The organism is Aminobacter anthyllidis, from assembly GCF_018555685.1.
GTDB lineage: Bacteria > Pseudomonadota > Alphaproteobacteria > Rhizobiales > Rhizobiaceae > Aminobacter > Aminobacter anthyllidis.
The window spans coordinates 108,998-132,614 of record NZ_JAFLWW010000003.1; the positions used below are offsets into that span (position 1 = coordinate 108,998).

Sequence of the window (23,617 nt, forward strand, 5' to 3'; positions counted from 1 at the left end):
CTGGATTGTGCCCAAGCGTCTATCGGTGGCTAGCCTCATAGCCAAGATCGGGATCCACTTTTCGGCAAACCTCTAGTCGTTTGCAGGAAGCCCTAGACGCCCCCATTGCTCGCGCGGAATCGTAGCTCCGACGCGGAAGGATAACGACAGGATTGTCGTCGCGTCGGTGTCGACCTCGCATCGGAAGCTCAGAGCGTGCCACGCTGTTCGCGTGCGGAAAGCAGCCTCCGGGACGTCGAGGACATTGCCCCGCTTTAGCGAAACAAGTGGCACCAGGTCGGGGGAATAAGAAGCGGCCAGCAATTGCTTCTGCAACGCGCTGGCGCAGAGTTTGGCAGCCCGCTTGTCACGAGGCACGCCAGCCATCGAGGTCGTGGCCAACGCATCGCCGGTAGCACCTTGCGATTGGAGCCTTCGAACACCCGGCAATCCCGAATAGGGTTGCGATTTGGCAACGTCCACATTCTTGGAGTTTGGACTCCTGGTACTCCCGTTTTCGGGCTTCGAGATCTTTGCAAGGCTGGGCTTCGGCGTATTCGCGGGTCTGGGCTGTGGCGCCTTGGCCAAGGCGGGAAGCGCTATCTCACCGTCGCTGCCGGCTCCACCCAACGGCGTTTGTGCCAGGGCTGTTTGCTTGTCGGCACCGTCCACCAGGCCCTCTTGTTTGTCTTTTTCCTGCTTGCCTATGTCCTGGTTCGCGGCTGCTTCGTTCTCCATATCCTGGGCGGACTGGGTATCATTTGCCGCGGCTGCCTGCTTTTCGGCGTCGTTGGCTGCATCCGGCCGCTCCTTGGAAGGCGGCTTCGAATCGTCATCCTTCGCCGGCGAAGGCGAGGTGTCTTGAACACTTCCCCCCTCAAAAGATTTGCCAGAGCCGGCATCCTTGTCGCCGAACCGGAAAACAGGCTTCAGGACCTCGATTTGCGCCGGCTTGGGCGGCTGCCTTTCCGACGCAGGCAGTTGCTTCGGTTCGAGAGGCTTTTCGGAATCGGGATCCTTTGCGGGCGGCGGAGGCGCAGGTTTTGACTTTGGCTGCTCCGGCGGAGGCGCGAGTGTGACGTTTACCGCCTGCTCCTGCAACTCTTGAGGAAGCCTCGGCTGGCTGTAGGCCACCAAGACCGCGACGAAGAACCCGTGCAGGATCAGCGATGTGGGCAAGGCCCACGGCAAATCCCGACGTCGGTTTCTTATCTCATCCGCCATGCTGACCGATGTGCAGTGAAATATTGGCGGCATCAAGCATGATCGTCGGTATTGCGCAAAATGGCCGCCGGAGGCCCGAACAGTGGAATTGGATCTCGGATTGCCAGGGCCAGCGCAGCGTGTTCGGGTCCGCCTACTTCCTCGCGTGCATCTCTCCTTTCTGCGTCGACAGCTGGAGGGCGAATCCCCAGCGGCCACCTTCGGCCGCAGCAATCAGTCGGCAGACATTCCGCCGGTCAATCGTTAGTCCGGATGGTCGCACCCAACAGTCAGTCGCTTCGGCTTGAAAAGCCGGTCTCACAGAAGCTGATGATGTCATCGATCAGAGCGCTGTCGCTGACGTGATCCTGGATATCCTCGAGACCGGGGATGCGACGGGCATTCGGGTCGAGGTCCGCGAGGATGTGCAGGATGGCGCCGCGGATGTATTCGTAGCGTAGCGCGATCTGCACCTCGCTGAGGTGCGGTGTCACCTGCCTCAGCATTTGTCGGGACAGGCGATGGAGTTCGTCGAACTGCTCGGCGAAGATTTCATTGGTCAGGCTTCGAGGCAATGCCTTGGTTTGCAGCATCAGCCGGATCGCCGCGCGCCCCCCGCGCTCGTCGAGGCTGAGCTCGACAAGCGGTCCCACGATCGCGCGCAGCACCGTGCGCAGGGTTGGCTGCGGGTCTTTCTCACATGCCTTCATCGCCCACAGGCGCGCCGCGTTCAGCGGGCCGAGGCATTGTTCGAGCGTCAGGCGCAGCAATTCGTCCTTGGAGCGGAAGTGATAGTTGACTGCAGCAATGTTTGCCCCAGCCACCTTGGTGACTTCCCGCAGCGTGGCCGCGTCGAACCCGCGGTCGGCGAACACGAAGGTAGCCGCGCGCAGCAATGCGCTGCGCGTGTCGCGATCGTCGTGCCGGCCGGTTTTTTCTTCTGCTGCCTCCATCCACCCCTCATAGCCGAAAGCTGGTTCGCGCGCTTCTCCCACCGGCGTCAAATCTGAGGATATGTAGCAGCGGAGCGCCGACAAACCGCGACGCCGGGTGGCAGTCTCGTTCTCGGAGTGTGGGGCCGTGGCCACCAATCAGCGCGTCAGGCGGTAGCCGTAGGTCCTGTCGAGTTCAAGTTCGCGGACGATACGGATGCCGTCTTCAAGCAACTTGGGATCAGCTGCCCGGAGTGGTTTGCGCAGCGGTCCTGCCGGCAGGCCGACCGCCGCCATGAGCGACTTCATCGAAACGGGATTAACGGCCGCATAGGCGAAATGCAGCATCGGCAAGTTGCGCAGCCAGGCCGAGCGGCAGGCGAATGCGTCTTCGCCTGACACCCATGGCTTGGAGATGACTGCCATCTCGCGCGGGATGATGTTGCCCGTCATGTTCGCGGTACCATCGCCGCCCAGCGCCATGGTCGGGATCACCAGGCCGAGATTCGGCGAGCAGCAGCACATGACGGAGATGTCGAGTTCGGCGCGGCAGACCTGCGCCACCTGGCCGACGCGGGTGGTCGATTCCTTGAGCACGACCATGTTCGGATGGGCTGCGATGCGTTGAATGTCGGTCCAGTGCAGGTCCGTCTTCACGCGCGGGGGATTGTTGTAGAAGCCGATTGGGAAGTCGACCGCATCGCAGACTTCCAGAACATATTCGACGATCGATTCATCGTCGGCGCAGATATAGGAAGGCGCCGCGATGATGGCGCCGTCGCCGCCTTCGTTCTTGGCGTAGCGCACCAAGTCGATTGTGCCTTGGGTGTTGGAGCCCGTGCAGCCGAAATAGAGCAGCATGTCGCCGCGCGGCATCTTTGCCGTTTCGGTGATGATCGTGCGCCGCTCTTCCGGCGTCAGCATCGAGACCTCCCCAGTCGACCCCATGATCAGGATCGCCTTCGTATGGTTTTGCCGGTGAAAATCGAGCAGGCTGCGAAACCCGGCCATATCTACAGAGCCGTCGGAGTTCATCGGCGTAATCAGCGCCACGAACGAACCATTTGGTCTGGTATGCACGACACCCTCCAGCGTTCAAGACACCCAGCCAAGCCATGGGCGAATACGTATTTGAATTGTACGTTTCAAACATATGTTTGAATCTTGAGGACGCATTGTCAATGGCGCGTGCACCTCGCGCGTTCGCGCATCACCAGCCGTTTAGGTTCTGATGCAAAGCTGCATGTATACTGTGCCAGCAGCCAGTTGCTCAGAACTCAGACACTTTACTCTGCCTGCCCGTCGCGCGCCTCATCCGCGCCATCAGCTGCGCTTGCCGTGCCAAGCCGTTCGGGTCGCGTGGTGACATAAATGGCTGCGGCCACGACGAATGCGGCAACCACGACAGCCAGCAATGGCTCAGGCCTGGCTCCGGCAAAAAACAGGCCATAGCCTGATGCCATGCCCAGGCAGGCTACGATCTTCGCCTTGCGCGGCACGGCCCCGTATTGCCGCCAGTCGCGCAAGGTCGGGCCGAAGCGTGGGTGATTGAGCATCCAGGCCTCGATGCGTGGCGACGAACGGCCGAAACACCACGCCGCCAGAATGAGGAAAATCGTCGTCGGCATGACCGGCAAAAAAGCGCCGATGATGCCGAAGGCGAGCATCAGCACGCCGAGCGCGACCAGCCCGGCGCGCTTGGCGCTGAATGCCGCCTTGCCGGCGGCTTTGCGCAACGACGGCTTCATTCAGTCAAACAAAGCCCTGACCGTCTGCCATCATGCGAAAACCTCCTTGACCAGTCCGTGCACGCGGCGAAACGCAGCCTCGGCCCCCGCAATCGCGCGATCCTCCTCGGAAACGCTCATCTCCAGGGCGTCGAGTGCGGCAGTGAACGTGCGCCAGTGCAAACCGCGCCCTTCCGGCGCTGGCGCAAGATGCCTTGCGCCGAAGGTTTCGGAAAGCCCAAGCTTGGCTACCTCCTTCAAAAGGAAGGCCGCGCCAAGGTTCGAGCCTTCCGCAACGTAGTGCCAACCGAGAGCAGTCGGAGTGTCGGCTCCGCTTTCCAAAGCAGGCGCCGACGCGAAAGTGGGCGGTTCCAGCCCAAGATCGGCGACGTCTTGCGTGATCAGGCCCAGACGCCGGCGCCCCTCGAGATCGGGCAACAATCCGTCCAGAACCGGGTTCGCATACAGTGCGTCGATGTCGCGATGGAAGCTGTACTGCACCGTCAGGAAAAGCCCGTATCGCTGCCGGTCTTCGAACGGCCGCCCCGCTATGATCGATTGGTCCGCGCCTTCAGACGCTTGGCCCAGCTCGCCTCAACAGGTTTTTCAAATATCGATGGTCGTCATGGTCTTCCGCGACACCCTCGACGTCCCTGGCATCGGTGACATGCCTGCCCTCGACGGAGCGGCGGCGTATGCAGTCGATCGCAAGGTTGCGGATGATGCGGCAGAGATAGCCGACAGGCTCGTCCAATGTGCGCCCGGCGGTGGCCGCGTCGAGACGCAGGAACGCCTCCTGCACTTCGTCTTCGCCGCGCGCGATCGCCAACGATCGCTGTCGCGTAGTCGACGAGCTCGACACGGTGAGCAAGGTAGAGATCCGAATAGCCCACTCAAATGACCCTGCCGGCCATCGCCAGAAAGCGGATGCCGGTTTGGAATTTCCAGATTTGCGAGATGTCTTCGGGCTACTCAGCCATGACCCATATTGGAATTGACGACGACGCTCAAGCCCGCGGCTCGTGCGTCGACGGGTCCTGGTGCCGCCAGATTCTCAGCGCCGGGCGATGATACGGCTGTCGACGTCCTTGATGTCGCGCAGGCCGCAGAAGGCCATGGTGATGTCGAGCTCCTTGCGGATGATGTCGAGGCACGCGGTCACGCCCGCCTCCCCACCGGCGCCGAGGCCGTAGAGGAACGAGCGGCCGATGAATACGCCCTTGGCGCCAAGCGCCACGGCTTTGAGCACGTCCTGGCCGGAACGGATGCCGCCGTCCATCAGCACCTCGATGCGGTCGCCGACCGCGTCGACAATGCCGGGCAGCGCCGAGATCGAGGAAATCGCGCCGTCGAGCTGACGGCCGCCATGGTTGGAGACGATCAGCGCATCGGCGCCGCTTGCAACGGCCTTCTCGGCATCCTCGGCATCGAGGATGCCCTTGAGGATCAGCTTGCCGCCCCACTGGTCCTTGATCCACTTGACGTCGTCCCAGCTGAGTGCCGGGTCGAACTGTTCGGCCGTCCATGACGACAGCGAGCGCAGGTCCGTGACGCCCTTGGCGTGGCCGGCGATGTTGCGGAAGGTGCGCCGGTTGGTGCGCAGCATGTTGAGGCACCAGCGCGGCTTGGTCGCCAGGTTGATGATGTTGGAGACCGTCATGCGCGGCGGCGTCGACAGGCCGTTGACGATGTCCTTGTGGCGCTGGCCGAGAATCTGCAGGTCGAGCGTCAGCACCAGGGCCGAGCATTTGGCAGCCTTGGCACGACGGATGAGATTGGAGACGAACTCGCGGTCGCGCATCACATAGAGCTGAAACCAGAACGGCTTTGACGTGTTTTCGGCGATGTCCTCGATCGAGCAGATGCTCATAGTCGACAGCGTGAATGGTATCCCGGCCTTCTCGGCAGCCCGCGCACCGTGTATCTCGCCGTCGGCATGCTGCATGCCGGTGAGCCCGGTCGGAGCGATCGCTACCGGCATCGACACGTTCTCGCCGGCCATCGTCGTTTCAAGGGTGCGGTTGCGCAGGTCGACGGCGACGCGCTGGCGCAGCTTGATCGGCACGAAGTCGCTCTCGTTCTCGCGATAGGTGCTCTCGGTCCAGGAGCCGGAATCACAATAGTCGTAGAACATGCGCGGCACCCGGCGCTTGGCAATGGCTCGAAGATCGGCGATCGAGGTAATCGGACGCGCCATTCCACTATGCTCCAGGATGCTGATGAGTTGCGACAGGACGGCGGCATGTAAGCCGCCTTCGCGACCGATGCCAAGGGCCGACCGGCAAGATGTCTATCCGGAAATCGCAGACTTTCGTTCTATGTCGCGTGTTCGAGGATGTTGATGATGTTGCCGAACGGATCGCGGACAAAAAACCGCCTGACGCCCCAAGGCTCATCGGCAAGATCGTAGACGATCTCATGGCGCGCGGCCTTCACCCTGTCATATAGCTCATCGACATTGTCGACCTCGATCGACAGCACCGGTACCGGCGTACCCGCCCCACCCTCGCTGGCAACGCCAAGCTGCGGCGTCATTGAGCCGTCGGTGCCGAAGGTCAGGATCCAGCCATGATCCATCAGAATGTCGAGCCCGAGCAGGTCGCCGTAAAATGCTTGTGCTGCCCTGGGGTCGGCTGCGTGGAGATTGGCCACGATGCGACGAACGGCCATGTAGGCTCCTCTTGTGTTTCCCACATGAAAAGGGGCCCGAAAGGCCCCTTCCCCTCTTGGGATCGTGGCCCTTTCAAGCGTTGGCGGCTGCCACAGCGCGCTTGGCCATGACGACCACGAGATTGGCACGGTATTCGGGCGTGGCATGGATGTCGCCCATCAGGTTCTTCGACGGCACCGAAACACCGTCAAGCGCCGCCGGCTCGAACTTCTTGGTCAGTGCAGCCTCTATCTCCTTGGACCGGAACACGCCGTCGTCGCCGGCCCCGGTGACCGCCGCGCGCACGCCGTCCTTGCCCTTGGTCACGAACACGCCGGTCATGGCATAACGCGACGCCGGGTTCGGAAATTTGGCGTAGCCTGACTTGGCGGGCGCGGTGAAGGTGACGGCGGTGACGATCTCGTCGTCCTTGAGCGTGGTTTCGAACAAGCCCTTGAAGAACTTGTCAGCCGCGATCTGGCGCTTGTTGGTGACGATGGTCGCGCCCAGCGCCAGCAGCGCCGAGGGGTAGTCGGCCGCCGGGTCGTTGTTGGCGACCGAACCGCCGATGGTGCCGCGATGCCTGACCGCGGGATCACCGATGTGACCGGCGAGATGCGACAGCGCCGGGCAGACTTTCTTGAGTTTCTCGTCGTTGGCGACGTCGAAATGCGTCGTCGCCGCACCGATGGTGACATTCTTGCCCGAGACCTTGATGCCCTTGAGGTCGGCAATGTGGCTCAGGTCGACAAGATCAGACGGTGCAGCAAGCCGGGTCTTCATGGCGGGAATGAGCGTCATGCCGCCCGACAAGAACTTGGCGTCGCCGGCCTTGATCTTCTTGGCTGCGTCCGCGACCGAGGTAGCGCGGTGATAGTTGACGGAATACATTTATCTTTCTCCCTTCGGGGAAAGAAGCGAGAGGGAATAGCGAATAGCGAGCAGTGCGCCTTCGCTTTCGTTTCTTCCCTATTCGCTACTCCCTATTCCCTATTCGCTTTTCTCAGTGTTTCGCGCCGGCGCGCAGTGCGGCCCAGACCTTGCCCGGCGTCGCCGGCATGGTCAGGTTTTCGTGGCCGAGCGCGTCGGTGATGGCGTTGATGACCGCCGGCGGTGAACCGATCGCCCCGGCCTCGCCGCAACCCTTGATACCGAGCGGGTTGCCCGGGCACGGCGTGTTCGACGTCGATATCTGGAATGACGGCAGATCGTCGGCGCGCGGCATGGTGTAATCCATGTAGCTCGCCGTCAAAAGCTGTCCGCTGGCGTCATAAACTGCACCTTCGAGCAGCGCCTGGCCGACACCTTGCGCAATGCCGCCATGAACCTGCCCCTCGACGATCATCGGGTTGATGATGTTGCCGAAATCGTCGGCGGCGACGAACTGGACAATGTCTGTCTTGCCCGTCTCGGGATCGATCTCGACTTCGCAGATGTAGCAGCCGGCCGGGAAGGTGAAATTGGACGGATCATAGAAAGCCGTCTCCTTCAGGCCAGGCTCCATGCCTTGCGGCAGGTTGTGCGCGGTGTAGGCCGCCAGCGCCATCTGGAACCACGGCACGTTCTTGTCGGTGCCGGCCACCTTGAGTTGACCGTTCTCGATGACGATGTCGCCCTCGTCGGCTTCGAGCAGGTGGGCGGCGATCTTCTTGGCCTTGGCCTCCACCTTGTCGAGCGCCTTGACGATCGCCGACATGCCGACGGCACCGGAGCGCGAGCCATAGGTGCCCATGCCCATCTGCACCTTGTCGGTGTCGCCATGGACGATCGAGACGCTGTCCAGCGGCACGCCGAAGCGCGAGTTGACGAGCTGGGCGAAGGTGGTTTCGTGACCCTGGCCGTGGCTGTGCGAGCCGGTCAGCACCTCGATGGTGCCGACGGCATTGACCCGCACCTCGGCGGACTCCCACAAGCCAACGCCGGCACCGAGCGAACCCACCGCCGCCGACGGCGCAATGCCGCAGGCCTCGATGTAGCAGCTCATGCCTATGCCGCGCAGCTTGCCTTTCTTGGCCGCCGCCGCCTTGCGCTTGGCGAAGCCGGCGTAATCGGCCTGCTTCATTGCCGCATCGAGCGAGGCGCCGTAGTCGCCGGCGTCGTAACACATGATGACAGGGGTCTGATGCGGGAAGGAGGTGATGAAGTTCGTCCGCCTCAGTTCCGCTGGCGACACGCCGAGCTCGCGCGCGGCAATCTCCATCGTACGCTCAAGCACGAAGGTGGCCTCCGGTCGCCCGGCGCCGCGATAGGCGTCGACTGGCGCAGTGTTGGTGTAGACCGTGCGCACATTGCCGTAGATCGCCGGGATATTGTACTGGCCCGACAGCAGCGTGGCATAGAGATAGGTCGGCGTCGCCGAGGAAAACAGCGACATGTAGGCGCCTAGATTGGCGATCGTGTCGACCTTCAGCCCGACGATCTTGTTGTTCTTGTCGAAGCCCATCTCAACAGTGGTGTGATGGTCACGGCCGTGGGCGTCGGTCAGGAAGCTCTCGGTGCGATCGGCCACCCATTTGACCGGCACACCGGTTCGCTTGGAAGCCCACAGGCAGACGATTTCCTCGGGATAGATATAGATCTTTGAGCCGAAGCCGCCGCCGACATCGGGTGCGATGACGCGCAGCTTGTTTTCTGGCGCGACATTGTAGAACGCACTCATCACCAGGCGAGCGACATGCGGGTTTTGCGAGGTCGTCCAGCAGGTGTAGTGATCCTCGGCCTTGTCGTAGTGGCCAAGGGCCGCGCGCGGCTCCATCGCATTCGGAACCAGCCGGTTGTTGACGATGTTGAGGCGCGTGACGTGAGCGGCGGATTTGAGCGCCGCGTCGGTCGCAGCTTCATCGCCGATGCCCCAATCGAAGATCAAATTGCCTTCGGCCTCGGGGTGAAGCTGCGGCGCGCCCTTGCCCAAGGCCTCGACCGCGTCGGCGACCGACTTGCGTTCCTTGTAGGTGATCTCGACCGCTTCTGCAGCGTCGCGCGCCTGGCCCTTGGTGTCGGCAACCACGACGACGACGGCGTCACCGACATAGCGCACCCGATCGACCGCCAGCGGCGACCAGGCACCCATCTTCATCGGCGAACCATCCTTGGAGTGGATCATCCAGCCGCAGATCAGGTTGCCAATACCGTCGGCCTTGATCTGCCTGCCGGTGAGCACGCCGATGACACCCGGCATGGCTTCCGCCTTCTTGACGTCAATCTTCTTGATGTCGGCGTGCGCGTGCGGGCTGCGCACGAATGCAGCGTGTTTCATGCCCGGCACGACCATGTCGTCAACATAGCGGCCGGCACCGGTGATGAATCTCTTGTCTTCCTTGCGCGCAACGCGTGCGCCAATGCCTTCGATTCCCATCTGAGTTCCTCCCGAACTTCAAAGAGCGAATAGCGAATAGTGAGTAGTGAGTAGTGGATAGCGGAGAGTGGGAAAGCAGATCAGCGATGGGACACGTCCCTACTTGCTACTCGCTATTCCCTATTCGCCCCTACCTCATGCCGCCTTCTTCGCCTTGCTCTTGGACGCCTTCGACATCGTTTTCGAAGCAGCGAGGATCGCCTTGACGATGTTGTGGTAACCTGTGCAGCGGCAGATGTTGCCTTCGAGTTCCGCGCGCACGGCTATTTCGTCGAGCCCTTCGGGATGCCTGCGGATCATATCGGTCGCGGTCATGATCATGCCCGGCGTGCAGAAGCCGCACTGCAGGCCATGGTGTTCCTTGAAGGCCGCCTGCACGGGGTGCAGGTCGGCGCCATTGGCGAGGCCTTCGATGGTGGTAATGGTCGAACCCGAGGCTTGGACCGCGAGCATCGTGCAGGACTTCATCGCCTTGCCATCGACATGGACGACGCAGGCGCCGCATTGCGACGTGTCGCAACCGACATGCGTTCCGGTCAGGCCCAGATTCTCGCGCAGGAAATGAACTAGAAGCGTGCGGTCCTCCACCGCGCCGCTGACCTTTCGGCCATTCACGACCAAAGATACCTCCGACATGAAACCTCCCATGTTGCCGCGACCGGCTAGGCAGACCCGCGCCAGTCAGGTGAAACAAATCCTATCTGTGCAAATGCAGGCTGCAAGCGCCTTTTTGGATCCAGACACGCAATGCGTGCAGGCCAGTGCAGAAAAGACGCCAGATCGGAACCGCTTCGACTCTCGTCATCTTGCCGCGAGCGAGCAACAGCCGCCACCGGATCGTTGATTGCAAGTGGAATGCGCGCGCAGATCGTGCCAAAAACCGTCATCACGTTTGCGGGAGGTACTGCTTGGTCAACTTCGTCATCGCTCCGCCCGAGCCAGCTTCGGTCGCCGTTTCCGGATCGTCCGAACGGTTTCCGGTACGGCGCATCTTCTGTGTCGGACGCAACTACGCGGCGCATGCCCGCGAGATGGGCAAGGATCCTGATCGCGAGCCGCCGTTCTTCTTCGGCAAGCCTGCTGATTCGGTCGTCGACAGCGGCGTGACGATCCCCTACCCGCCGCTGACCAGCGACCTGCATCACGAGATCGAGCTTGTGGTCGCCATCGCAAAGGGCGGATCGAACATCGCCGCAGCCGACGCACTCGACCACGTCTGGGGCTATGGCGTCGGCATCGACCTGACCCGCCGCGACCTGCAGGACGCCGCCAAGAAGCTCGGCCGCCCCTGGGACTGGGGCAAGGGCTTCGACCGCTCGGCGCCATGCGGGCCGCTGGTGCCGGTGTCCGACATCGGCCACCCCGACAAAGGCCGCGTCTGGCTCGCCGTCAATGGCGAAACCAGGCAGCAAGGCGACCTCTCCGAACTGATCTGGTCGATCCCCGAAGTGATCGCCATCTGCAGCCAATCGATGGAACTGAAGGCCGGCGACCTGATCTACACCGGCACGCCGGCGGGCGTCGGCGCCGTGAAGCCCGGAGACCGCATCACTGGCGGTGTCGACGGCGTGGGCGAGATCGAGGTTTCGATCGCCTAGCTGACCGGAAAATGGCGGCGGCTCAGGCCGTCACCTTCTTCCGCTTCTCGTAGAGCATTACCAGCGTTTCAGCGACCAGCGCCGGCTTGTCCTCGCCTTCGATCTCGATGGTGTTTTCCGCCTTGAGCAGATATTGCCCCGGCCCCTTGTCGTCCATCGACATCAGCACGGTACGCATGCGCACCCGTGAACCGACCTTCACCGGCGAGACGAAACGCACCTTGTCGAGCCCATAGTTGAAGGCAGCAAGCGTATTGTCGGGCACCACGCCGATTTCCTGGACCAGCGCGCCGATCAGCGACAAGGTCAGGAAGCCATGCGCAACCGTGGTGCGAAAGGGGCTGCGCCGCTTCGCCCGTTCGGGGTCGACATGGATCCACTGACGGTCGCCGGTGCAATCGGCAAAGGCGTCGATACGGCTCTGATCGATAAGCACCCAATCCGAAACGCCGAGTTCCTGCCCGATGTTTTCGCGCAATTCCTCATAGGTCTCGATTGGTTTCCGCACGCTTCCCTCTCCTGACGTCAGGTGCCAAGTGCTGCGTTGGGGACCATAAACGAGGCGCGCTTGTCAACCTCCAAGCGCAGCGCAGAAGCTACTCCGCCGCTTCGCGCTCAGGGAGATCGTCCGTTCTCTCTGGGTCGCCAAGCGCGGTTTCGCAACCAAGCTCGGGGAATGCCACCGAGCGCTTGCCGTGGAAATCGGTGCGCACGACAACCAGCCCCTGTTCTTCGAAATAGGTGAGCAGCCGCCGCGCCCGGCGCGCCGAATGACTGCCATAGGCATGCGCTATGGCAGCATCGGAGGGGCAAGGCGCCCCCTTCACCGCCGCTTGGGCAACGATCAGGAACACCGCCTGCAGATCCTCCGGAAGCGCCACGGACATGCCGAGCGCCTGCTGCCAGGTGTCGCTCGATGCGGTTTCGTCGTCGATGCCCGACCGCGCAACCGCGTAGCGGCGACGGAACATCGACAGCGCCGGCGGCTCGCCCTGCATGCGCTTGATGCGGCAGCGGACCAGAAAATCCTGGTAGAGCACGGCATCGGTGCGGAACGCCGCGTCGGGATCTTCGACCATCTCGCGCACGATGGTGTCGATCAGCGCTTCGCGCTCGGCTTCGTCGAAAAGCGGGAAGATCGGCTCGGCGACCGGCGCCGAAGCCTCGGCGCGCACCTGGGAAAGCTGGGCGATGATGTCGGCCGTCGGCGTCGGCGCGGGCGGCGCCGTGCGCCGGACCGTCTGGCGCGTTTCCAGCGGCGCCGGCGCGAAAATCAGCTCGCGCGTATCGTCATTGGCATCAGGCAACGGCATCAGCTTGGGGCTGACCGAGCGCGCCGACGTCTCCACCGGGCCGATGGCGACCGGCAACGGTCGGCGCGACATCGCCGGTCCCAATGCAATGAAATTGCCACGCGCCAGATCGCGGAACATTTCCGCCTGGCGCCGCTCCATGCCGAGCAGGTCAGCGGCGCGCGCCATGTCGATGTCGAGGAAGGTGCGGCCCATCAGGAAGTTGGACGCCTCGGCGGCGACGTTCTTGGCGAGCTTGGCCAGGCGCTGGGTGGCGATGACGCCGGCCAGGCCGCGCTTGCGGCCTCGGCACATCAAATTGGTCATCGCGCCGAGCGAGATTTTCCGCGCCTCGTCGGAGACCTCGCCGGCGATGGCCGGCGCAAACAATTGCGCCTCGTCGACCACGACCAGAACCGGGTACCAGAAATCGCGCTCGGCATCGAACATGCCGTTCAGGAAGGCCGCGGCGCCGCGCATCTGCTGCTCGACGTCAAGGCCCTCGAGATTGAGCACGACCGAAACGCGATGCTGGCGGATACGGCCGGCGATGCGGGTCAGCTCGGCCTCGGTACGCTGGGCATCGACGACGACGTGCCCGAATTTGTCGGCGAGCGTGACGAAGTCGCCCTCGGGATCGATGACGCATTGCTGCACCCAGGGCGCGCTCTGTTCGAGCAGACGGCGCAGCAGATGCGACTTTCCCGAGCCCGAATTGCCTTGAACCAGCAAACGGGTCCCCAAAAGTTCTTCGAGATCAAGCTGAGCCTTCGTCCCGCCGGACGCCGCTCCCATCTCGATGCCTACCTTCATCCTCTACCCCAGTTGAACCCTGCTGCGCCGGCCCGCGAATCCAAGTCGATTCGCGGAATGCACAATACCCGGATTCAAAGTGTTAAAGCGTCTTTGTGCGCCCAGATGGACGCGCAACGCTCCAGTGGTGATCGGCCTTCATTAGCATCCGAAGACCGGCAATGCGCGGCCCGTCTCGCGAAACCCACAAGAGAGCTGACATCTGCCGCAACAGCAGGATTTGGTCGAGATTGGCTACTTCTTCTTGTCGTAGCTGTCGCGGATCTCCTGCATCGATTCACGAATGCGCTCGCGCAGGACCTCAATCGACTCCGCGCCCGATTTACGCACGATTTCAGCCGCTTCCCCGGCATTCCTCAGCGCTGCCTCAAACGATCGCTTGGCGAAATCGGCCTGCTTGCCGAGCAGTTCCTGCGGATTGCCGGGCGCTCGGATGCCTTGTGCAGCCTCGGTGATTTCGTGCAGCGCGCTCTGGATCATTTCGCGCTGCTTAGCCACAAGCGAAGAGGCCCCCGCGGCGCTCGCCTTGACCGATTTCTCCAGCGCTTCGAGGTTCTTGCGATGATGGCTGACGATGTCGTCGACATCGACCGCGGGCATCTTCAGATCGCGGCCGAACTTCGAAAACATGTCCAGAAAGGATTCCGGTTCCGGCTTCTTCGCCATGACTTGCTCCCGTTTGGCTCCGAGGCGCTCCCGGAGGTCCAAGACCAGAATAGAGCAGCAACTGTCCCGGTCAATTCGCGAGCAACAGCAACTCAGCGGAATAAAGCGCAAGGCCTGCAAGGCCGCCGATCAGCATGCCGTTGAAACGGATATATTGCAGGTCGCGGCCGATGTTGATCTCAATCAGCCGGGTCAGCTGGCCGAGGTCCCAGCGCCTGACTTGCTCGGATATGAAGCCAGATACACCGCTCTTCTGGCTTTCGACGAAAGAGGTAAGCGCCACGACGAAACCTGCATTCATGTCGGCACGGATTTGGGGATCGCGCGCGAGGTTCTGGCCGACTTCGACGAAGAGACTGGTCAGGTGCTTCCGCGTCATTGATTGAGGCGATGCGACGTCTTGTTCGATGAAGCCGCGCATGCTTTTCCAGACATCCTGCGCCAACCCGCGCAGTTCCGGGCGGGCAAGGAAGTTGCGCTTCAACTGCTCGGCGCGCTTGGCGTAGTCAGGCGAATGACGAAGCTGGTCGATGAAGCCGTGGACGAACTGGTCGAACTCGCCGCGCAGCGGATGGTCGGGATCGCCCCTCACTTCATCAAGCAAGGTCGCTGCCGACGCAACGATCCGCTTGAGCAGATAGGCATCGGCACGAAACAGGTTGAACACCGATGGCAATTCTTCCCTGATCTTCTCGCGAAGCACCGCCAGCGCCTGCTCGTCGCTCAGGAAATTGCCGATGATCTTGGTGAACTCGTCGAGCAGGCGCTGGTGCCGACGGTCTTCGGTGAAGGCCGACAACAGCTCCGCCGCCAGCGGTGCGACCTCGACCTTGCCGATACGATCCAGCATGCGGCGCGTCGCAAACTCGCGCAGGCCCGAGCCTTCGATCGCCTGCAGCATCTGCGGCACCAGCCGGCCGACAAACAGCGACAGCCCCTCCGCCCTGCTGCGGTCCGAAAGCCAGTCGGCGACGAGTGCTGCGAAATCCACCTCCTTGAGCTTCTGCCGCACCGGCTCGGGCGCCAGGAAGTTGGCTTCGATGAAACGGCCGAGATTGTCGGCGATCCTGCTCTGATTGGACGGAATGATTGCCGTGTGCGGGATCGGCAGGCCAAGCGGCCGCTTGAACAGGGCAACCACGGCATACCAGTCAGCCAAGCCGCCGATCGTCGCGGCCTCGGCGAAGGCGGCGACGAAGCCCAGCCATGGCCAGTTGCCCTGCAGCGACTTGGCGACGGCAAAGATCGCGACACAAACGACCAGCGCGCCGGTGGCCACGAACTTGGTCCGGCGCAGCGCGGCCAGTTTGGCGGCCTCGTCGGAACTCAACGCGCGCAAGGCCGTGGGCATGGCGTCGCCGTCTGCCGCAGCCATTCCGGGTCCATTCTTGCTCATTTTCCACCCTCGCCTGCGGCTGCCTGGTCGACGCGACAAACATGCCTCATGCCGGTCAGATATCGAGACGGCGCAGCCGATTACAACCCTTCAGGCAAATCAGGCCTGCTCGTCTTGAAAAGCTTATGCCAGGAGCGAGCAGACCCAGACGACCGAGATCGCGGATCTGTGACGCATCCATGGGCGCTACCGCGCACCATCAAGACATGCATCAGGCCGCAATGGCCTTACCGGTAGCGCGCCTGCCCAGATCGGTGGGCGCTCGCCGATCGGCATCGAGGTCTGTCTCGCCGTTGAGTTCGATGATGCCGTTGGTTTCGCCCTGCTGGAAGCTGAGCTTGGCATTGAAACGTCGGGCCAGGGCCTTCATGGCGCTGTTGTTGGAATGGGTTGTCACCTGCAGCCGGAGGTAACCGAGCCCCCTCGCCTGCGCCACGAGCCGCTGGAACAGACGCCCGCCGATACCCCGGTGCTGGATCTCGCGCTCGACGCTGAAAGCGATTTCGGCTGTCGGCTCGCTCGCTTCGGCGCGTTCGTGCAGTTCGGCGGCGGCAAGCACCTTGTCGCCCTCGACGTAGCCGATGACGGTTGCACCTTCGTGGAAGCTGCGTTCGGCATAGGCTTGGAGAAAGCCGTCATGCGTGAGGCCGTTGAAGCGGTCGCGCCGGCTCTGATCGTCAAGTCGCAGGAGATGTTCGGCAAAGCGAGGCAGATCGGACGGCCTCAACTGACGGATCACGCCCGTCAATGGCCTTTGTGTACGTATGATCTGTTCCATGTCGCAGTCCTCTTGGGTTCCTCCCCAGAGTCTCCGACTCCCGACGCAGCACATATTGTGCAACGCAGCATCAAAATCAACCGTTTGACCTTTACGTAAACGCAAGGCTGCTATGCGCCAAAATATGACTGATGATGTCATATATTTTTCGAAACCCTGTCTGGAATTGTTCTAAGGTATGGGCCATATTAAGAAGCACTCGCGGACTCACAACGCAGAGCAAGGAAATCGCAATGCGCCTCACACGCCAGACCAACTACGCCATGCGCATCCTGATGTATTGCGCGGCCAATGACGGACGGCTGAGCCGCGTCCCTGAAATTGCCGCCGCCTACACGGTGTCGGAACTGTTCCTGTTCAAGATCCTGCAGCCGCTGGTCGAAGCCAAGCTGGTCGAGACGGTGCGTGGACGCAATGGCGGCGTACGCCTTGCCAAGCCGGCTGACCAGATTTCGCTGTTCGACGTGGTGCGCGTCACCGAAGAGAGCTTCGCCATGGCCGAATGCTTTGAAAACGACGCAGCTGAATGCCCGCTGGTCGATAGCTGCGGCCTGAACTCTGCGCTGCGTGAAGCGCTGAACGCGTTCTTTGAAGTGCTCGGACGTTACTCGATCGCCGATCTGGTCGCCGCGCGCCCCAACATGCGTGATCTGCTCGGCATCCATTTCCCCGAACAGCATGCCCTGGCCGGCTAGAGCCGGCTAGGCAACTGCCGACTGTGGCAGTACGAACGGCACATTTGCTGCCGGAATGGCACCGACGCGCAAGCGGCAGCCGAACACCTTTTCGATCAGATCGTCAGTGAGTACGGCTTGTGGCGCACCTGCAGCCGCCAGCTTGCCACGATGCATGACGCAGATCTGATCCGCATACATCGCAGTCAGGTTGAGGTCGTGCAGGATCGCGACGACACCACCGCCGCGCCGCGCGAAATCACGGGCGATGTTCATGATGATCAGCTGGTGCTTGATGTCGAGGCTGGACACCGGCTCGTCGAGGAACAGGTAGCGCGGCTGCCCGTCCAGCACTGGCGCCCACACCTGGCACAGCACCCGGGCAAGCTGCACGCGCTGCTGCTCGCCGCCCGAAAGCTCCTGATAGAAGCGCCCGGCAAAGCCTTCGAGATCGACTCGGGCCAGCGCGCGCTCCGGCAGCCGGTCGCCCTCCCCGGCCAATACGCCGGAGCGGCCGCCCGTCATGCCAAGCTTGACGATCTCACGAACCGTGAAGGGAAACGACAGGGCCGTCGACTGCGGCAGCACGGCCCGGATGCTCGCAGCTTCCCACGGCTTGAGCTTCGCGGCGTCGCGGCCATTGAGCGATACCTGGCCCGAATAGGCGAGTTCGCCCGTCAGCGCCCTCAGGAAGGTCGTCTTGCCGGACCCGTTGGGTCCGACGATCGCGGCAAGTTCGCCCGGGCGCACGATGAAATCCACATCGCTGACGATGCGCGTGCTGCCGATCGACACGGAGACTTGGCGTGCTTCGATCATTTTTTAACCCTCACAGCCGCATCAAAGATCGACGACGCCGCGCTTGCGCAGCAATATCCACAGGAAGAATGGGCCGCCGACGGCAGCGGTGACGATGCCGATCGGCAGTTCAGCCGGCGCAACGATGGTGCGGCTGACCGCATCCGCCAGAAGCAGCAGGCATGCGCCCAGCAGCGCCGACGCCGGCAGCAGGTAGCGGTTGTCGGGTCCGATCGCCAGGCGCAGCAGATGCGGCACCACGATACCGACAAAGCCGATGCCGCCGCTGACCGCCACCGAAGCGCCGATTGCCGCCGAAACCGCGACAATCGCCACATATTTCAGCCGCTGGACCGGAACGCCCAGATGGCTTGCCGTCGCCTCGCCCAGCGCCAGCGCGTTCAGGCCCTTGGCCATGAATGGCGTCGTTGCCAGCGCAAGGATGATGATCGGCCCGGCACCGGCAATCTTCAGCCAGGTGGCGCCAGCGAGCGAGCCAAGTTGCCAGAACGTCAGATCGCGCAATTGCCGGTCGTCAGCGATGTAGACCAGCACTCCGGTAAGGGCCATGGCCATCGCCCCTAGCGCAATACCGGCAAGCAACATGGTGGCAATCGATGTCCGCCCCTGCCGGGTCGCGACGTTGTAGAGGATGATGGTGGTGAGCAGGCCGCCGCCAAACGCGGCGAACGGCAGCGCATAGCTGCCGAGCAAAGCCGTGAGCGGCGCAAGCACCGTTGCCCCCAGCACGATCACCGAGACCGCGCCGAGGCCTGCACCAGCGGACACGCCGACCAGTCCGGGATCCGCGAGCGGATTGCGAAACAGGCCCTGCATGACCGCACCCGACACGGCAAGTGCCGCGCCGACGAGCATGCCCATCACGATACGCGGCAAGCGTATGTCGTAGACAATGACGCTGTCTCTCATGGAGAGCGCTTCGTTGCCCGGTGTCGCTCCGAACAGCCAGCTGCGAACGAGCCCGAGCGCCGAAGCGTCTGACGCACCCCAGGTCAGGCTGAACAGCGCTGTGATAGCCAAAACCACCGCGAGCACGGCGATAGCCAGCAAAGCACGACCGGAGCGGTCGCCACTTACCGGGCGGCCACTCTCTTGCACGCCGGCAGCGCCGGCGATCGTTTCATCCACCACTGTCTTGGCCTTATTTCTTGACCGCGTCGCCATAGAACGCAACGGCGAGATCCTTGATCGCCGCTGCCGTCCGTGGGCCGAATCTGAGCAGATAGGCGCCATCCATGCGGATCACCCGCTTGGCCTGGCCGGCGGGCGTCGACGCGATGGCCGGATGGGCAAACAGTTCGGCATCGGGAACCGCGGTGCCGCCGCCGCGATCCATCATCAGGATCACATCAGGTTTTGCGGTGATCGCCGCCTCGTCGGTCAGCTGCTTGTAGCCGGGATAGCCTTCGACCGCGTTGACACCACCGGCCAGCGCGATGATGCCATCGGCAGCCGTATGGTTGCCGGAAGCCAGTATCTTGCCGCCCTGCATGCTCAGGACGAACAGCACGCGCTTGCGCTCGCCCTGCGGAATGTCCTTGGTCAGCGCCTCCGCGTCGGACAGCTGCTTGCCGACATCGGCGGCAAGTGCCTCCGCCTTGGCATCGGCGCCGAGCGCCTTGCCGACGATGCGGATCTTCTGGAGGATGCCGTCATGGCTGAAGCCTTCCGGCACCTGGATGTAGGGTACGCTGGCCTTCTTCAGGACGTCGATGGCTTCCTTCGGCCCGCTGCCTTCAAGCGCCAGGATGCCAGTCGGATTGACCGATAGCACACCCTCGGGCGACAGCGCCCGCATGTAGCCCACATCGGGAAGCTTGAAGACGGCTTCCGGATAGACGCTGGTCGAATCGCGGGCAACGAGTGCCCGCTCTTCGCCGAGCGCATAGACGATTTCGGTGATCGAGCCGCCGACGGAGGCGACGCGCGTGCGGTCAGGCAGAACCGAGGCTCCCTCGACCGCCAGGCTGGCTGTGCCAGATGCAAGTAGAACCGACAGGCCTAGTGCGGCTGAGCGAAGCAGCCGTTGGGTAGTCGACATGATCATCTCCTTACGCCGCGTCCTGCTGGACAACCGGCAGCGCCTCGACCAGGCCGCGCCAATCCGCGCGCTCGTCGTGACCTTCCTTGCGCTTGCCGAAGAACTGAATGATCATCTCTCCATTGGCGTCATAGGCCTCGACCGACGTCACATGGCCATCCTTGGTCGGCTTGCGAACAGCCCAGAGCTCCTGGACGTGATCGGTTCGGAGATGGAGGTGGAACGTCTCGTCCATCACATTGAGCCACGGGCCCATCGGCTTGATGTTCTTGACTGAACCGGAATGGATCTGGATGCAGCCATGATTGCCGACGAAGCACATGATTAGCTGGCCGCTTTCGGCCGCCCGGTCGAACACGGCCGGAAGCGCGTCCTTTTCGAGCCTCCAGGCATAGTCCTCGCCGACCATGCGCATGGCCTGCTGGCGGCCGAGCTTGAGCGACTTCAGCATGCCGAAGAACTCATGCGTGTCGGTCAGCTTGCTCCAGCGCTCACGCAACTCCTCGACGCCGGTCGACGTTTCCTCGACCGGCGACTTCAAGACAGAAGGAACCGTCACAATGGAAGGATCCTGATTGTCGCTGATCAGCTGCTCCACCAGCTTCTGATAGGCATAGAGATTGGACGCGGGCCGCAGATGGATCTTGTGCACCGCCATGCCGGCAGCGTCGAAGAACTGCAGGCTGCGGCGGATGTCGTCGCCGTCGCGCTTTTCGACGGCAAAGCCGTGGACCCAGGCCCTCGGAAAAATCCGGAGGTCGATCTGTTCGCCGAGCACCATTGCGGCTTGCGCGCCGGGCACGACCTTGTCGTAGACGCCGATCTTTTCGTGGACCGCGCTTTCGTTGCGGGTCAGGGCCATGACCTCGCCGACGGCCTCGATGCCGGCGAGCAGGTCATTGACGCGCGGTTCGATGCGAACGACACCGTCACCGCAATGCGCGGCCACCAGTTCAGCCTCGGAAATGCCGAGCTGGCTGGCGAGATCGCGCTCGCGCATCTTGGGGTTGTCGGTTCGCGCCCGCCTGATTTCGTGTGGGTTGGGCCTTACGCGCTGATCCATTTGAAAACACCTACTTGTTGAGAATGAGTTTGCCCTGACGGGTAATCTTGAGGCGGTACATCGCGCCGCCGTGGTCGATGCCGATCTCGAAATCGCCGAGAAACAGCGACTCGCTGGTCAGTGTCCTGGCAGTCGATCCACCGATCGGACGCGGCGCCACCTGGCCTTCCGGCCGGCGATATCCAGCCCGAAACTGACCAGAACGGAATTGGTTCGGATTGTGTGAATTCATCTCATTCCACTCCTTCATCCGTCCGCCGCGCCGGATAAGCCCGGTCGAGGCGCTCATGACTGAATCTATTAGTTGACTCGAACATTCATGTTTACTAGTCAGTGCAATACCGGAGTGATCAAGTCAAGATTTAAGACGTAGCCGGCGAGCGAAAAATTGCTAGCGAGCGGAAAGCAAGCCAGCACGGGACATTTGGAGTGGGACATGGGGCTAGTTGGTCGGAATAAGGCTGCTCTGCTGGGCGGAGCGGCGATGGCGGTTCTCGTGGGCGCGCATGCTGCCTACGCGCAGGAAGTAAAAACCACAGAACAGGACAAGAAGCCGCGCGTCACGGTCCTGCAGCGCCTCGTCGTCAGCGCCGGCGTCGCCAAGGTCGCAATCGACACGCCGCAGGCGGTGACTGTCGTTGAGCAGGAAGATATTGACCGCCTTCAGCCCGAGACGATTGGCGAGATCATTCGCGCGACACCCGGCGTCAACGTTACTGGCTCCGACAGATTGCTTGGCCAGAGCTTCAACATCCGTGGCATCGGCGCTCCCGAAAACACCGGCGACGGTGGCCGCATCATCGTCAATGTCGATGGCGCGCAGAAATTCTACGAGCAGTACCGCCTCGGTTCGTTCTTCTCGGAGCCAGAACTCTACAAGCGCGTCGAGGTGCTTCGCGGACCAGCCTCCTCCACGCTCTACGGTTCAGGCGCTCTCGGTGGTGTCATCAACTTCGAGACCAAGGATGCCTCCGATTTCATCGCGGAAGGACAAACCGGCGCCCTGCGCCTGAAGAGCTCCTGGAACAGCAACGGCAATGGCTACTTGCTGAATTCCGTGCTTGCCCAGCGGCTCGGCGAGAACGCCGAGTTCCTGTTGACAGGCAACTACCGCGCTTCCGACCCTTATGAATCCGGCAACGGAAAAGAAGTCATCGGTACCAATTTCAACGCCTGGTCGGGCCTAGCCAAGGGCACGTTCAACGTCGGCGACGAGGGCAAGCTGCGCCTTTCCTACCAACAGTGGGATTCCGATCTCGAGCGTCAGCAGCTGTCGCAGACGAGCGGCGACGCGGCTTTGGTCTCGTCGACCGACACATCATCGATCGGACAGCTGCCGTATCCTACGAGAATCCGTTTGCCGACAACGACATGCTGGATGTGAAGGTATCGGCGTCCTACTCCAATACGTATAACGAACAGCGCGCTGCCACCTTGCGGTCAAACTGCAGCAGCGGCACTTTCGCCGTGGTTTGCGACTCGAACTACGGCTACGAAACCTGGCAGTTCAATGCCCAGAACACGATGCAGTGGACGGGTGACAACTGGGTCAACCATCTGACCGTCGGTTCCCAGTCGAGCTACCAGACCCGCAAGGCGGAAGCCTTCTTCAACAACGGCGCACAGTTTCCGGTTCAGTTCCATCCTGAGGGCACGGACCTGAAAACCGGTGCCTTCGTGCAAAACGAGTTCGTCTGGGACGAACGGCTGACGATCACCCCCGGAATGCGCCTGGATTGGCACCAGCTGACACCCGGCGATGCGTTGAACGCGCCGTCCAGCGACGACACAGCTTTTTCACCGAAGATCGCGGCTCACTACAAGTTCAACGACACCGTCGCGGTTTTCGGCTCGATCGCCCACACCGAACGCTTCCCGACCATTGACGAGGTTTTCTCGACCCGAAGCTCCTCCTCGGTATTCCTGCCAAGTCTCGACCTGAAAAAGGAGCAGTCGAACAACTTCGAAGCTGGCTTTGCCTTGTCCGGATACGACCTGGTTCAGGACGGCGACGCAGCTCAGCTGAAGTTCACCGGTTTCTACAACGACGTGAAGGACCTCATAGCCCTCAAGCAGGTTCTGCTTCCCACGCAGCCCGGCTACCAGAACATCGACAATGCGAACATCTATGGCTTTGAAATCGAAACTGCCTATGATTCCGACTACGTCTTCGCCAATGCGTCCTATTCGTACGTGGTTGGCAAAGACAAGGCGACCAAGGCATATCTGACGACCATAGCGCCGCACGAGTTGGCACTGACTCTGGGCGGAAAAGTTCCGGACTACGACCTTACCTTCGGCTGGAAAGCTCGCTTCGTTGCCGATCCGCAGGATGCCCGCCGCCAGGCTTCGGCTCCTGTGATCATCGCACCGAGCACGCGACCATCGTCGCGCTATGCGCAGGCGTTCGACGTCCATGACATCTTCGTCACCTGGAAGCCGCAGGACGGTCAGCTTGCCGGATGGGAAGCCAATTTCGGCGTCGATAACATCTTCAACAAGCAGTACAAGGAGTTCCTGATGAACGACGATGCCAAGGGCCGGACGTTCAAGGTCTCCCTGTCCAAGCAGTTCGGATGGTGATCGTGAGGCTCAGCGTGAAATCGTTGTCGCCTCTGGCCGCGGCAGCAT

The 23,617-nt window shown here is 62.2% G+C and carries 24 protein-coding genes and 1 pseudogene; 4 read left to right on the forward strand and 21 right to left on the reverse strand.

Features of this window, described 5'->3' with window-relative positions; genetic code table 11:
- Positions 1 to 72 precede the first annotated feature (72 nt).
- The 11 genes from J1C56_RS10140 to J1C56_RS10190 form a co-directional block, all read right to left on the reverse strand.
- Entirely contained in the window at positions 73 to 1,158 is a 1,086-nt protein-coding gene (locus J1C56_RS10140; protein ID WP_246591296.1) for a DUF930 domain-containing protein, read from the reverse strand.
- Positions 1,159 to 1,472: 314 nt separating this feature from the next.
- Positions 1,473 to 2,135: a TetR/AcrR family transcriptional regulator gene (locus J1C56_RS10145; RefSeq protein WP_214388605.1), complete on the reverse strand. Its 663-nt coding sequence runs from the start codon at positions 2,133 to 2,135 to the stop codon at positions 1,473 to 1,475.
- Positions 2,136 to 2,273: 138 nt separating this feature from the next.
- Complete coding sequence (locus J1C56_RS10150) at positions 2,274 to 3,194, reverse strand: dihydrodipicolinate synthase family protein (RefSeq protein ID WP_214388607.1); 921 nt, start codon at positions 3,192 to 3,194, stop codon at positions 2,274 to 2,276.
- 206 nt (positions 3,195 to 3,400) lie between these two features.
- Positions 3,401 to 3,862, reverse strand: coding sequence for a YbaN family protein (locus tag J1C56_RS10155; protein WP_214388609.1), 462 nt, complete (start codon positions 3,860 to 3,862; stop codon positions 3,401 to 3,403).
- Positions 3,863 to 3,892: 30 nt separating this feature from the next.
- The gene (locus J1C56_RS10160; protein WP_214390185.1) at positions 3,893 to 4,429 is read right to left on the reverse strand and encodes a biliverdin-producing heme oxygenase; all 537 of its coding nucleotides are present in this window, start codon (positions 4,427 to 4,429) and stop codon (positions 3,893 to 3,895) included.
- The gene (locus J1C56_RS10165) at positions 4,413 to 4,670 is read right to left on the reverse strand and encodes a sigma factor (RefSeq protein WP_214388611.1); all 258 of its coding nucleotides are present in this window, start codon (positions 4,668 to 4,670) and stop codon (positions 4,413 to 4,415) included. Before J1C56_RS10165 ends, J1C56_RS10160 begins: the two co-directional genes overlap by 17 nt.
- Positions 4,671 to 4,895: 225 nt before the next feature.
- The gene (locus tag J1C56_RS10170) at positions 4,896 to 6,038 is read right to left on the reverse strand and encodes an alpha-hydroxy acid oxidase (protein WP_214388613.1); all 1,143 of its coding nucleotides are present in this window, start codon (positions 6,036 to 6,038) and stop codon (positions 4,896 to 4,898) included.
- Between the two features lie 119 nt (positions 6,039 to 6,157).
- Positions 6,158 to 6,511 (reverse strand): VOC family protein, encoded by a 354-nt coding sequence (locus J1C56_RS10175; protein WP_214388615.1) that lies wholly within the window; start codon positions 6,509 to 6,511, stop codon positions 6,158 to 6,160.
- A 73-nt stretch (positions 6,512 to 6,584) separates the two neighbouring features.
- Positions 6,585 to 7,382, reverse strand: a complete 798-nt coding sequence (locus J1C56_RS10180; RefSeq protein ID WP_214388617.1) for an FAD binding domain-containing protein — start codon at positions 7,380 to 7,382, stop codon at positions 6,585 to 6,587.
- Between the two features lie 112 nt (positions 7,383 to 7,494).
- Positions 7,495 to 9,846 (reverse strand): xanthine dehydrogenase family protein molybdopterin-binding subunit, encoded by a 2,352-nt coding sequence (locus tag J1C56_RS10185; RefSeq protein WP_214388619.1) that lies wholly within the window; start codon positions 9,844 to 9,846, stop codon positions 7,495 to 7,497.
- Positions 9,847 to 9,981: 135 nt separating this feature from the next.
- Positions 9,982 to 10,482 (reverse strand): (2Fe-2S)-binding protein, encoded by a 501-nt coding sequence (locus J1C56_RS10190; RefSeq protein WP_214388620.1) that lies wholly within the window; start codon positions 10,480 to 10,482, stop codon positions 9,982 to 9,984.
- 272 nt (positions 10,483 to 10,754) lie between these two features.
- Here J1C56_RS10190 and J1C56_RS10195 point away from each other — a divergent pair, with 272 nt between their 5' ends.
- Positions 10,755 to 11,444 carry a fumarylacetoacetate hydrolase family protein gene (locus J1C56_RS10195; RefSeq protein ID WP_214388622.1) on the forward strand — a complete coding sequence of 230 codons (690 nt, stop codon included), beginning with the start codon at positions 10,755 to 10,757 and terminating at the stop codon, positions 11,442 to 11,444.
- A gap of 22 nt (positions 11,445 to 11,466) precedes the next feature.
- On the opposite strand, the gene J1C56_RS10200 is transcribed toward J1C56_RS10195, so the two are convergent.
- The 5 genes from J1C56_RS10200 to J1C56_RS10220 form a co-directional block, all read right to left on the reverse strand.
- Positions 11,467 to 11,952: a MaoC family dehydratase gene (locus J1C56_RS10200; protein WP_338001425.1), complete on the reverse strand. Its 486-nt coding sequence runs from the start codon at positions 11,950 to 11,952 to the stop codon at positions 11,467 to 11,469.
- A gap of 88 nt (positions 11,953 to 12,040) precedes the next feature.
- Positions 12,041 to 13,549, reverse strand: coding sequence for a helicase HerA domain-containing protein (locus J1C56_RS10205; RefSeq protein WP_214388625.1), 1,509 nt, complete (start codon positions 13,547 to 13,549; stop codon positions 12,041 to 12,043).
- A 234-nt stretch (positions 13,550 to 13,783) separates the two neighbouring features.
- Positions 13,784 to 14,215 (reverse strand): phasin family protein, encoded by a 432-nt coding sequence (locus J1C56_RS10210; RefSeq protein WP_214388627.1) that lies wholly within the window; start codon positions 14,213 to 14,215, stop codon positions 13,784 to 13,786.
- A gap of 70 nt (positions 14,216 to 14,285) precedes the next feature.
- Positions 14,286 to 15,566, reverse strand: coding sequence for a DUF445 domain-containing protein (locus J1C56_RS10215; RefSeq protein WP_214390189.1), 1,281 nt, complete (start codon positions 15,564 to 15,566; stop codon positions 14,286 to 14,288).
- Positions 15,567 to 15,822: 256 nt separating this feature from the next.
- Positions 15,823 to 16,389, reverse strand: a complete 567-nt coding sequence (locus J1C56_RS10220; protein WP_214388629.1) for a GNAT family N-acetyltransferase — start codon at positions 16,387 to 16,389, stop codon at positions 15,823 to 15,825.
- A 233-nt stretch (positions 16,390 to 16,622) separates the two neighbouring features.
- Here J1C56_RS10220 and rirA point away from each other — a divergent pair, with 233 nt between their 5' ends.
- Entirely contained in the window at positions 16,623 to 17,084 is a 462-nt protein-coding gene (rirA, locus tag J1C56_RS10225) for an iron-responsive transcriptional regulator RirA (protein WP_214388631.1), read from the forward strand.
- A 6-nt stretch (positions 17,085 to 17,090) separates the two neighbouring features.
- On the opposite strand, the gene J1C56_RS10230 is transcribed toward rirA, so the two are convergent.
- From J1C56_RS10230 to hemP, 5 genes are read right to left on the reverse strand one after another with little or no spacing between them, the layout of a single operon-like run.
- Complete coding sequence (locus J1C56_RS10230) at positions 17,091 to 17,882, reverse strand: heme ABC transporter ATP-binding protein (protein WP_214388640.1); 792 nt, start codon at positions 17,880 to 17,882, stop codon at positions 17,091 to 17,093.
- Positions 17,883 to 17,903: 21 nt separating this feature from the next.
- Positions 17,904 to 19,013, reverse strand: a complete 1,110-nt coding sequence (locus tag J1C56_RS10235; protein ID WP_214388642.1) for a FecCD family ABC transporter permease — start codon at positions 19,011 to 19,013, stop codon at positions 17,904 to 17,906.
- A 10-nt stretch (positions 19,014 to 19,023) separates the two neighbouring features.
- Positions 19,024 to 19,923 (reverse strand): heme/hemin ABC transporter substrate-binding protein, encoded by a 900-nt coding sequence (locus J1C56_RS10240; RefSeq protein WP_214388644.1) that lies wholly within the window; start codon positions 19,921 to 19,923, stop codon positions 19,024 to 19,026.
- Between the two features lie 10 nt (positions 19,924 to 19,933).
- A complete protein-coding gene (locus J1C56_RS10245; RefSeq protein WP_214388646.1) occupies positions 19,934 to 20,986 on the reverse strand; it encodes a hemin-degrading factor in 1,053 nt (350 codons plus the stop codon).
- A gap of 10 nt (positions 20,987 to 20,996) precedes the next feature.
- Complete coding sequence (gene hemP, locus J1C56_RS33435; protein ID WP_214390191.1) at positions 20,997 to 21,218, reverse strand: hemin uptake protein HemP; 222 nt, start codon at positions 21,216 to 21,218, stop codon at positions 20,997 to 20,999.
- A 252-nt stretch (positions 21,219 to 21,470) separates the two neighbouring features.
- On the opposite strand from hemP, the pseudogene J1C56_RS32855 reads away from it, so the two are divergent.
- Positions 21,471 to 21,872, forward strand: a pseudogene (locus tag J1C56_RS32855) (TonB-dependent receptor plug domain-containing protein); the annotation flags it as partial.
- Positions 21,873 to 22,228: 356 nt separating this feature from the next.
- Positions 22,229 to 23,569, forward strand: a complete 1,341-nt coding sequence (locus J1C56_RS10260; protein ID WP_338001426.1) for a TonB-dependent receptor domain-containing protein — start codon at positions 22,229 to 22,231, stop codon at positions 23,567 to 23,569.
- Positions 23,570 to 23,617 lie beyond the last annotated feature (48 nt).

Coding starts and splice junctions, on each gene's coding strand:
- J1C56_RS10180 (WP_214388617.1), bottom strand. CDS start 7,382: ATGTATTCCGTCAACTATCACCGCGCTACCTCGGTCGCGGACGCAGCC.
- J1C56_RS10205 (WP_214388625.1), bottom strand. CDS start 13,549: ATGAAGGTAGGCATCGAGATGGGAGCGGCGTCCGGCGGGACGAAGGCT.
- J1C56_RS10145 (WP_214388605.1), bottom strand. CDS start 2,135: ATGGAGGCAGCAGAAGAAAAAACCGGCCGGCACGACGATCGCGACACG.
- J1C56_RS10220 (WP_214388629.1), bottom strand. CDS start 16,389: ATGGAACAGATCATACGTACACAAAGGCCATTGACGGGCGTGATCCGT.
- J1C56_RS10155 (WP_214388609.1), bottom strand. CDS start 3,862: ATGAAGCCGTCGTTGCGCAAAGCCGCCGGCAAGGCGGCATTCAGCGCC.
- J1C56_RS10245 (WP_214388646.1), bottom strand. CDS start 20,986: ATGGATCAGCGCGTAAGGCCCAACCCACACGAAATCAGGCGGGCGCGA.
- J1C56_RS10230 (WP_214388640.1), bottom strand. CDS start 17,882: ATGATCGAAGCACGCCAAGTCTCCGTGTCGATCGGCAGCACGCGCATC.
- J1C56_RS10210 (WP_214388627.1), bottom strand. CDS start 14,215: ATGGCGAAGAAGCCGGAACCGGAATCCTTTCTGGACATGTTTTCGAAG.
- J1C56_RS10190 (WP_214388620.1), bottom strand. CDS start 10,482: ATGTCGGAGGTATCTTTGGTCGTGAATGGCCGAAAGGTCAGCGGCGCG.
- J1C56_RS10170 (WP_214388613.1), bottom strand. CDS start 6,038: ATGGCGCGTCCGATTACCTCGATCGCCGATCTTCGAGCCATTGCCAAG.
- hemP (WP_214390191.1), bottom strand. CDS start 21,218: ATGAATTCACACAATCCGAACCAATTCCGTTCTGGTCAGTTTCGGGCT.
- J1C56_RS10215 (WP_214390189.1), bottom strand. CDS start 15,566: ATGCCCACGGCCTTGCGCGCGTTGAGTTCCGACGAGGCCGCCAAACTG.
- rirA (WP_214388631.1), top strand. CDS start 16,623: ATGCGCCTCACACGCCAGACCAACTACGCCATGCGCATCCTGATGTAT.
- J1C56_RS10175 (WP_214388615.1), bottom strand. CDS start 6,511: ATGGCCGTTCGTCGCATCGTGGCCAATCTCCACGCAGCCGACCCCAGG.
- J1C56_RS10240 (WP_214388644.1), bottom strand. CDS start 19,923: ATGTCGACTACCCAACGGCTGCTTCGCTCAGCCGCACTAGGCCTGTCG.
- J1C56_RS10185 (WP_214388619.1), bottom strand. CDS start 9,846: ATGGGAATCGAAGGCATTGGCGCACGCGTTGCGCGCAAGGAAGACAAG.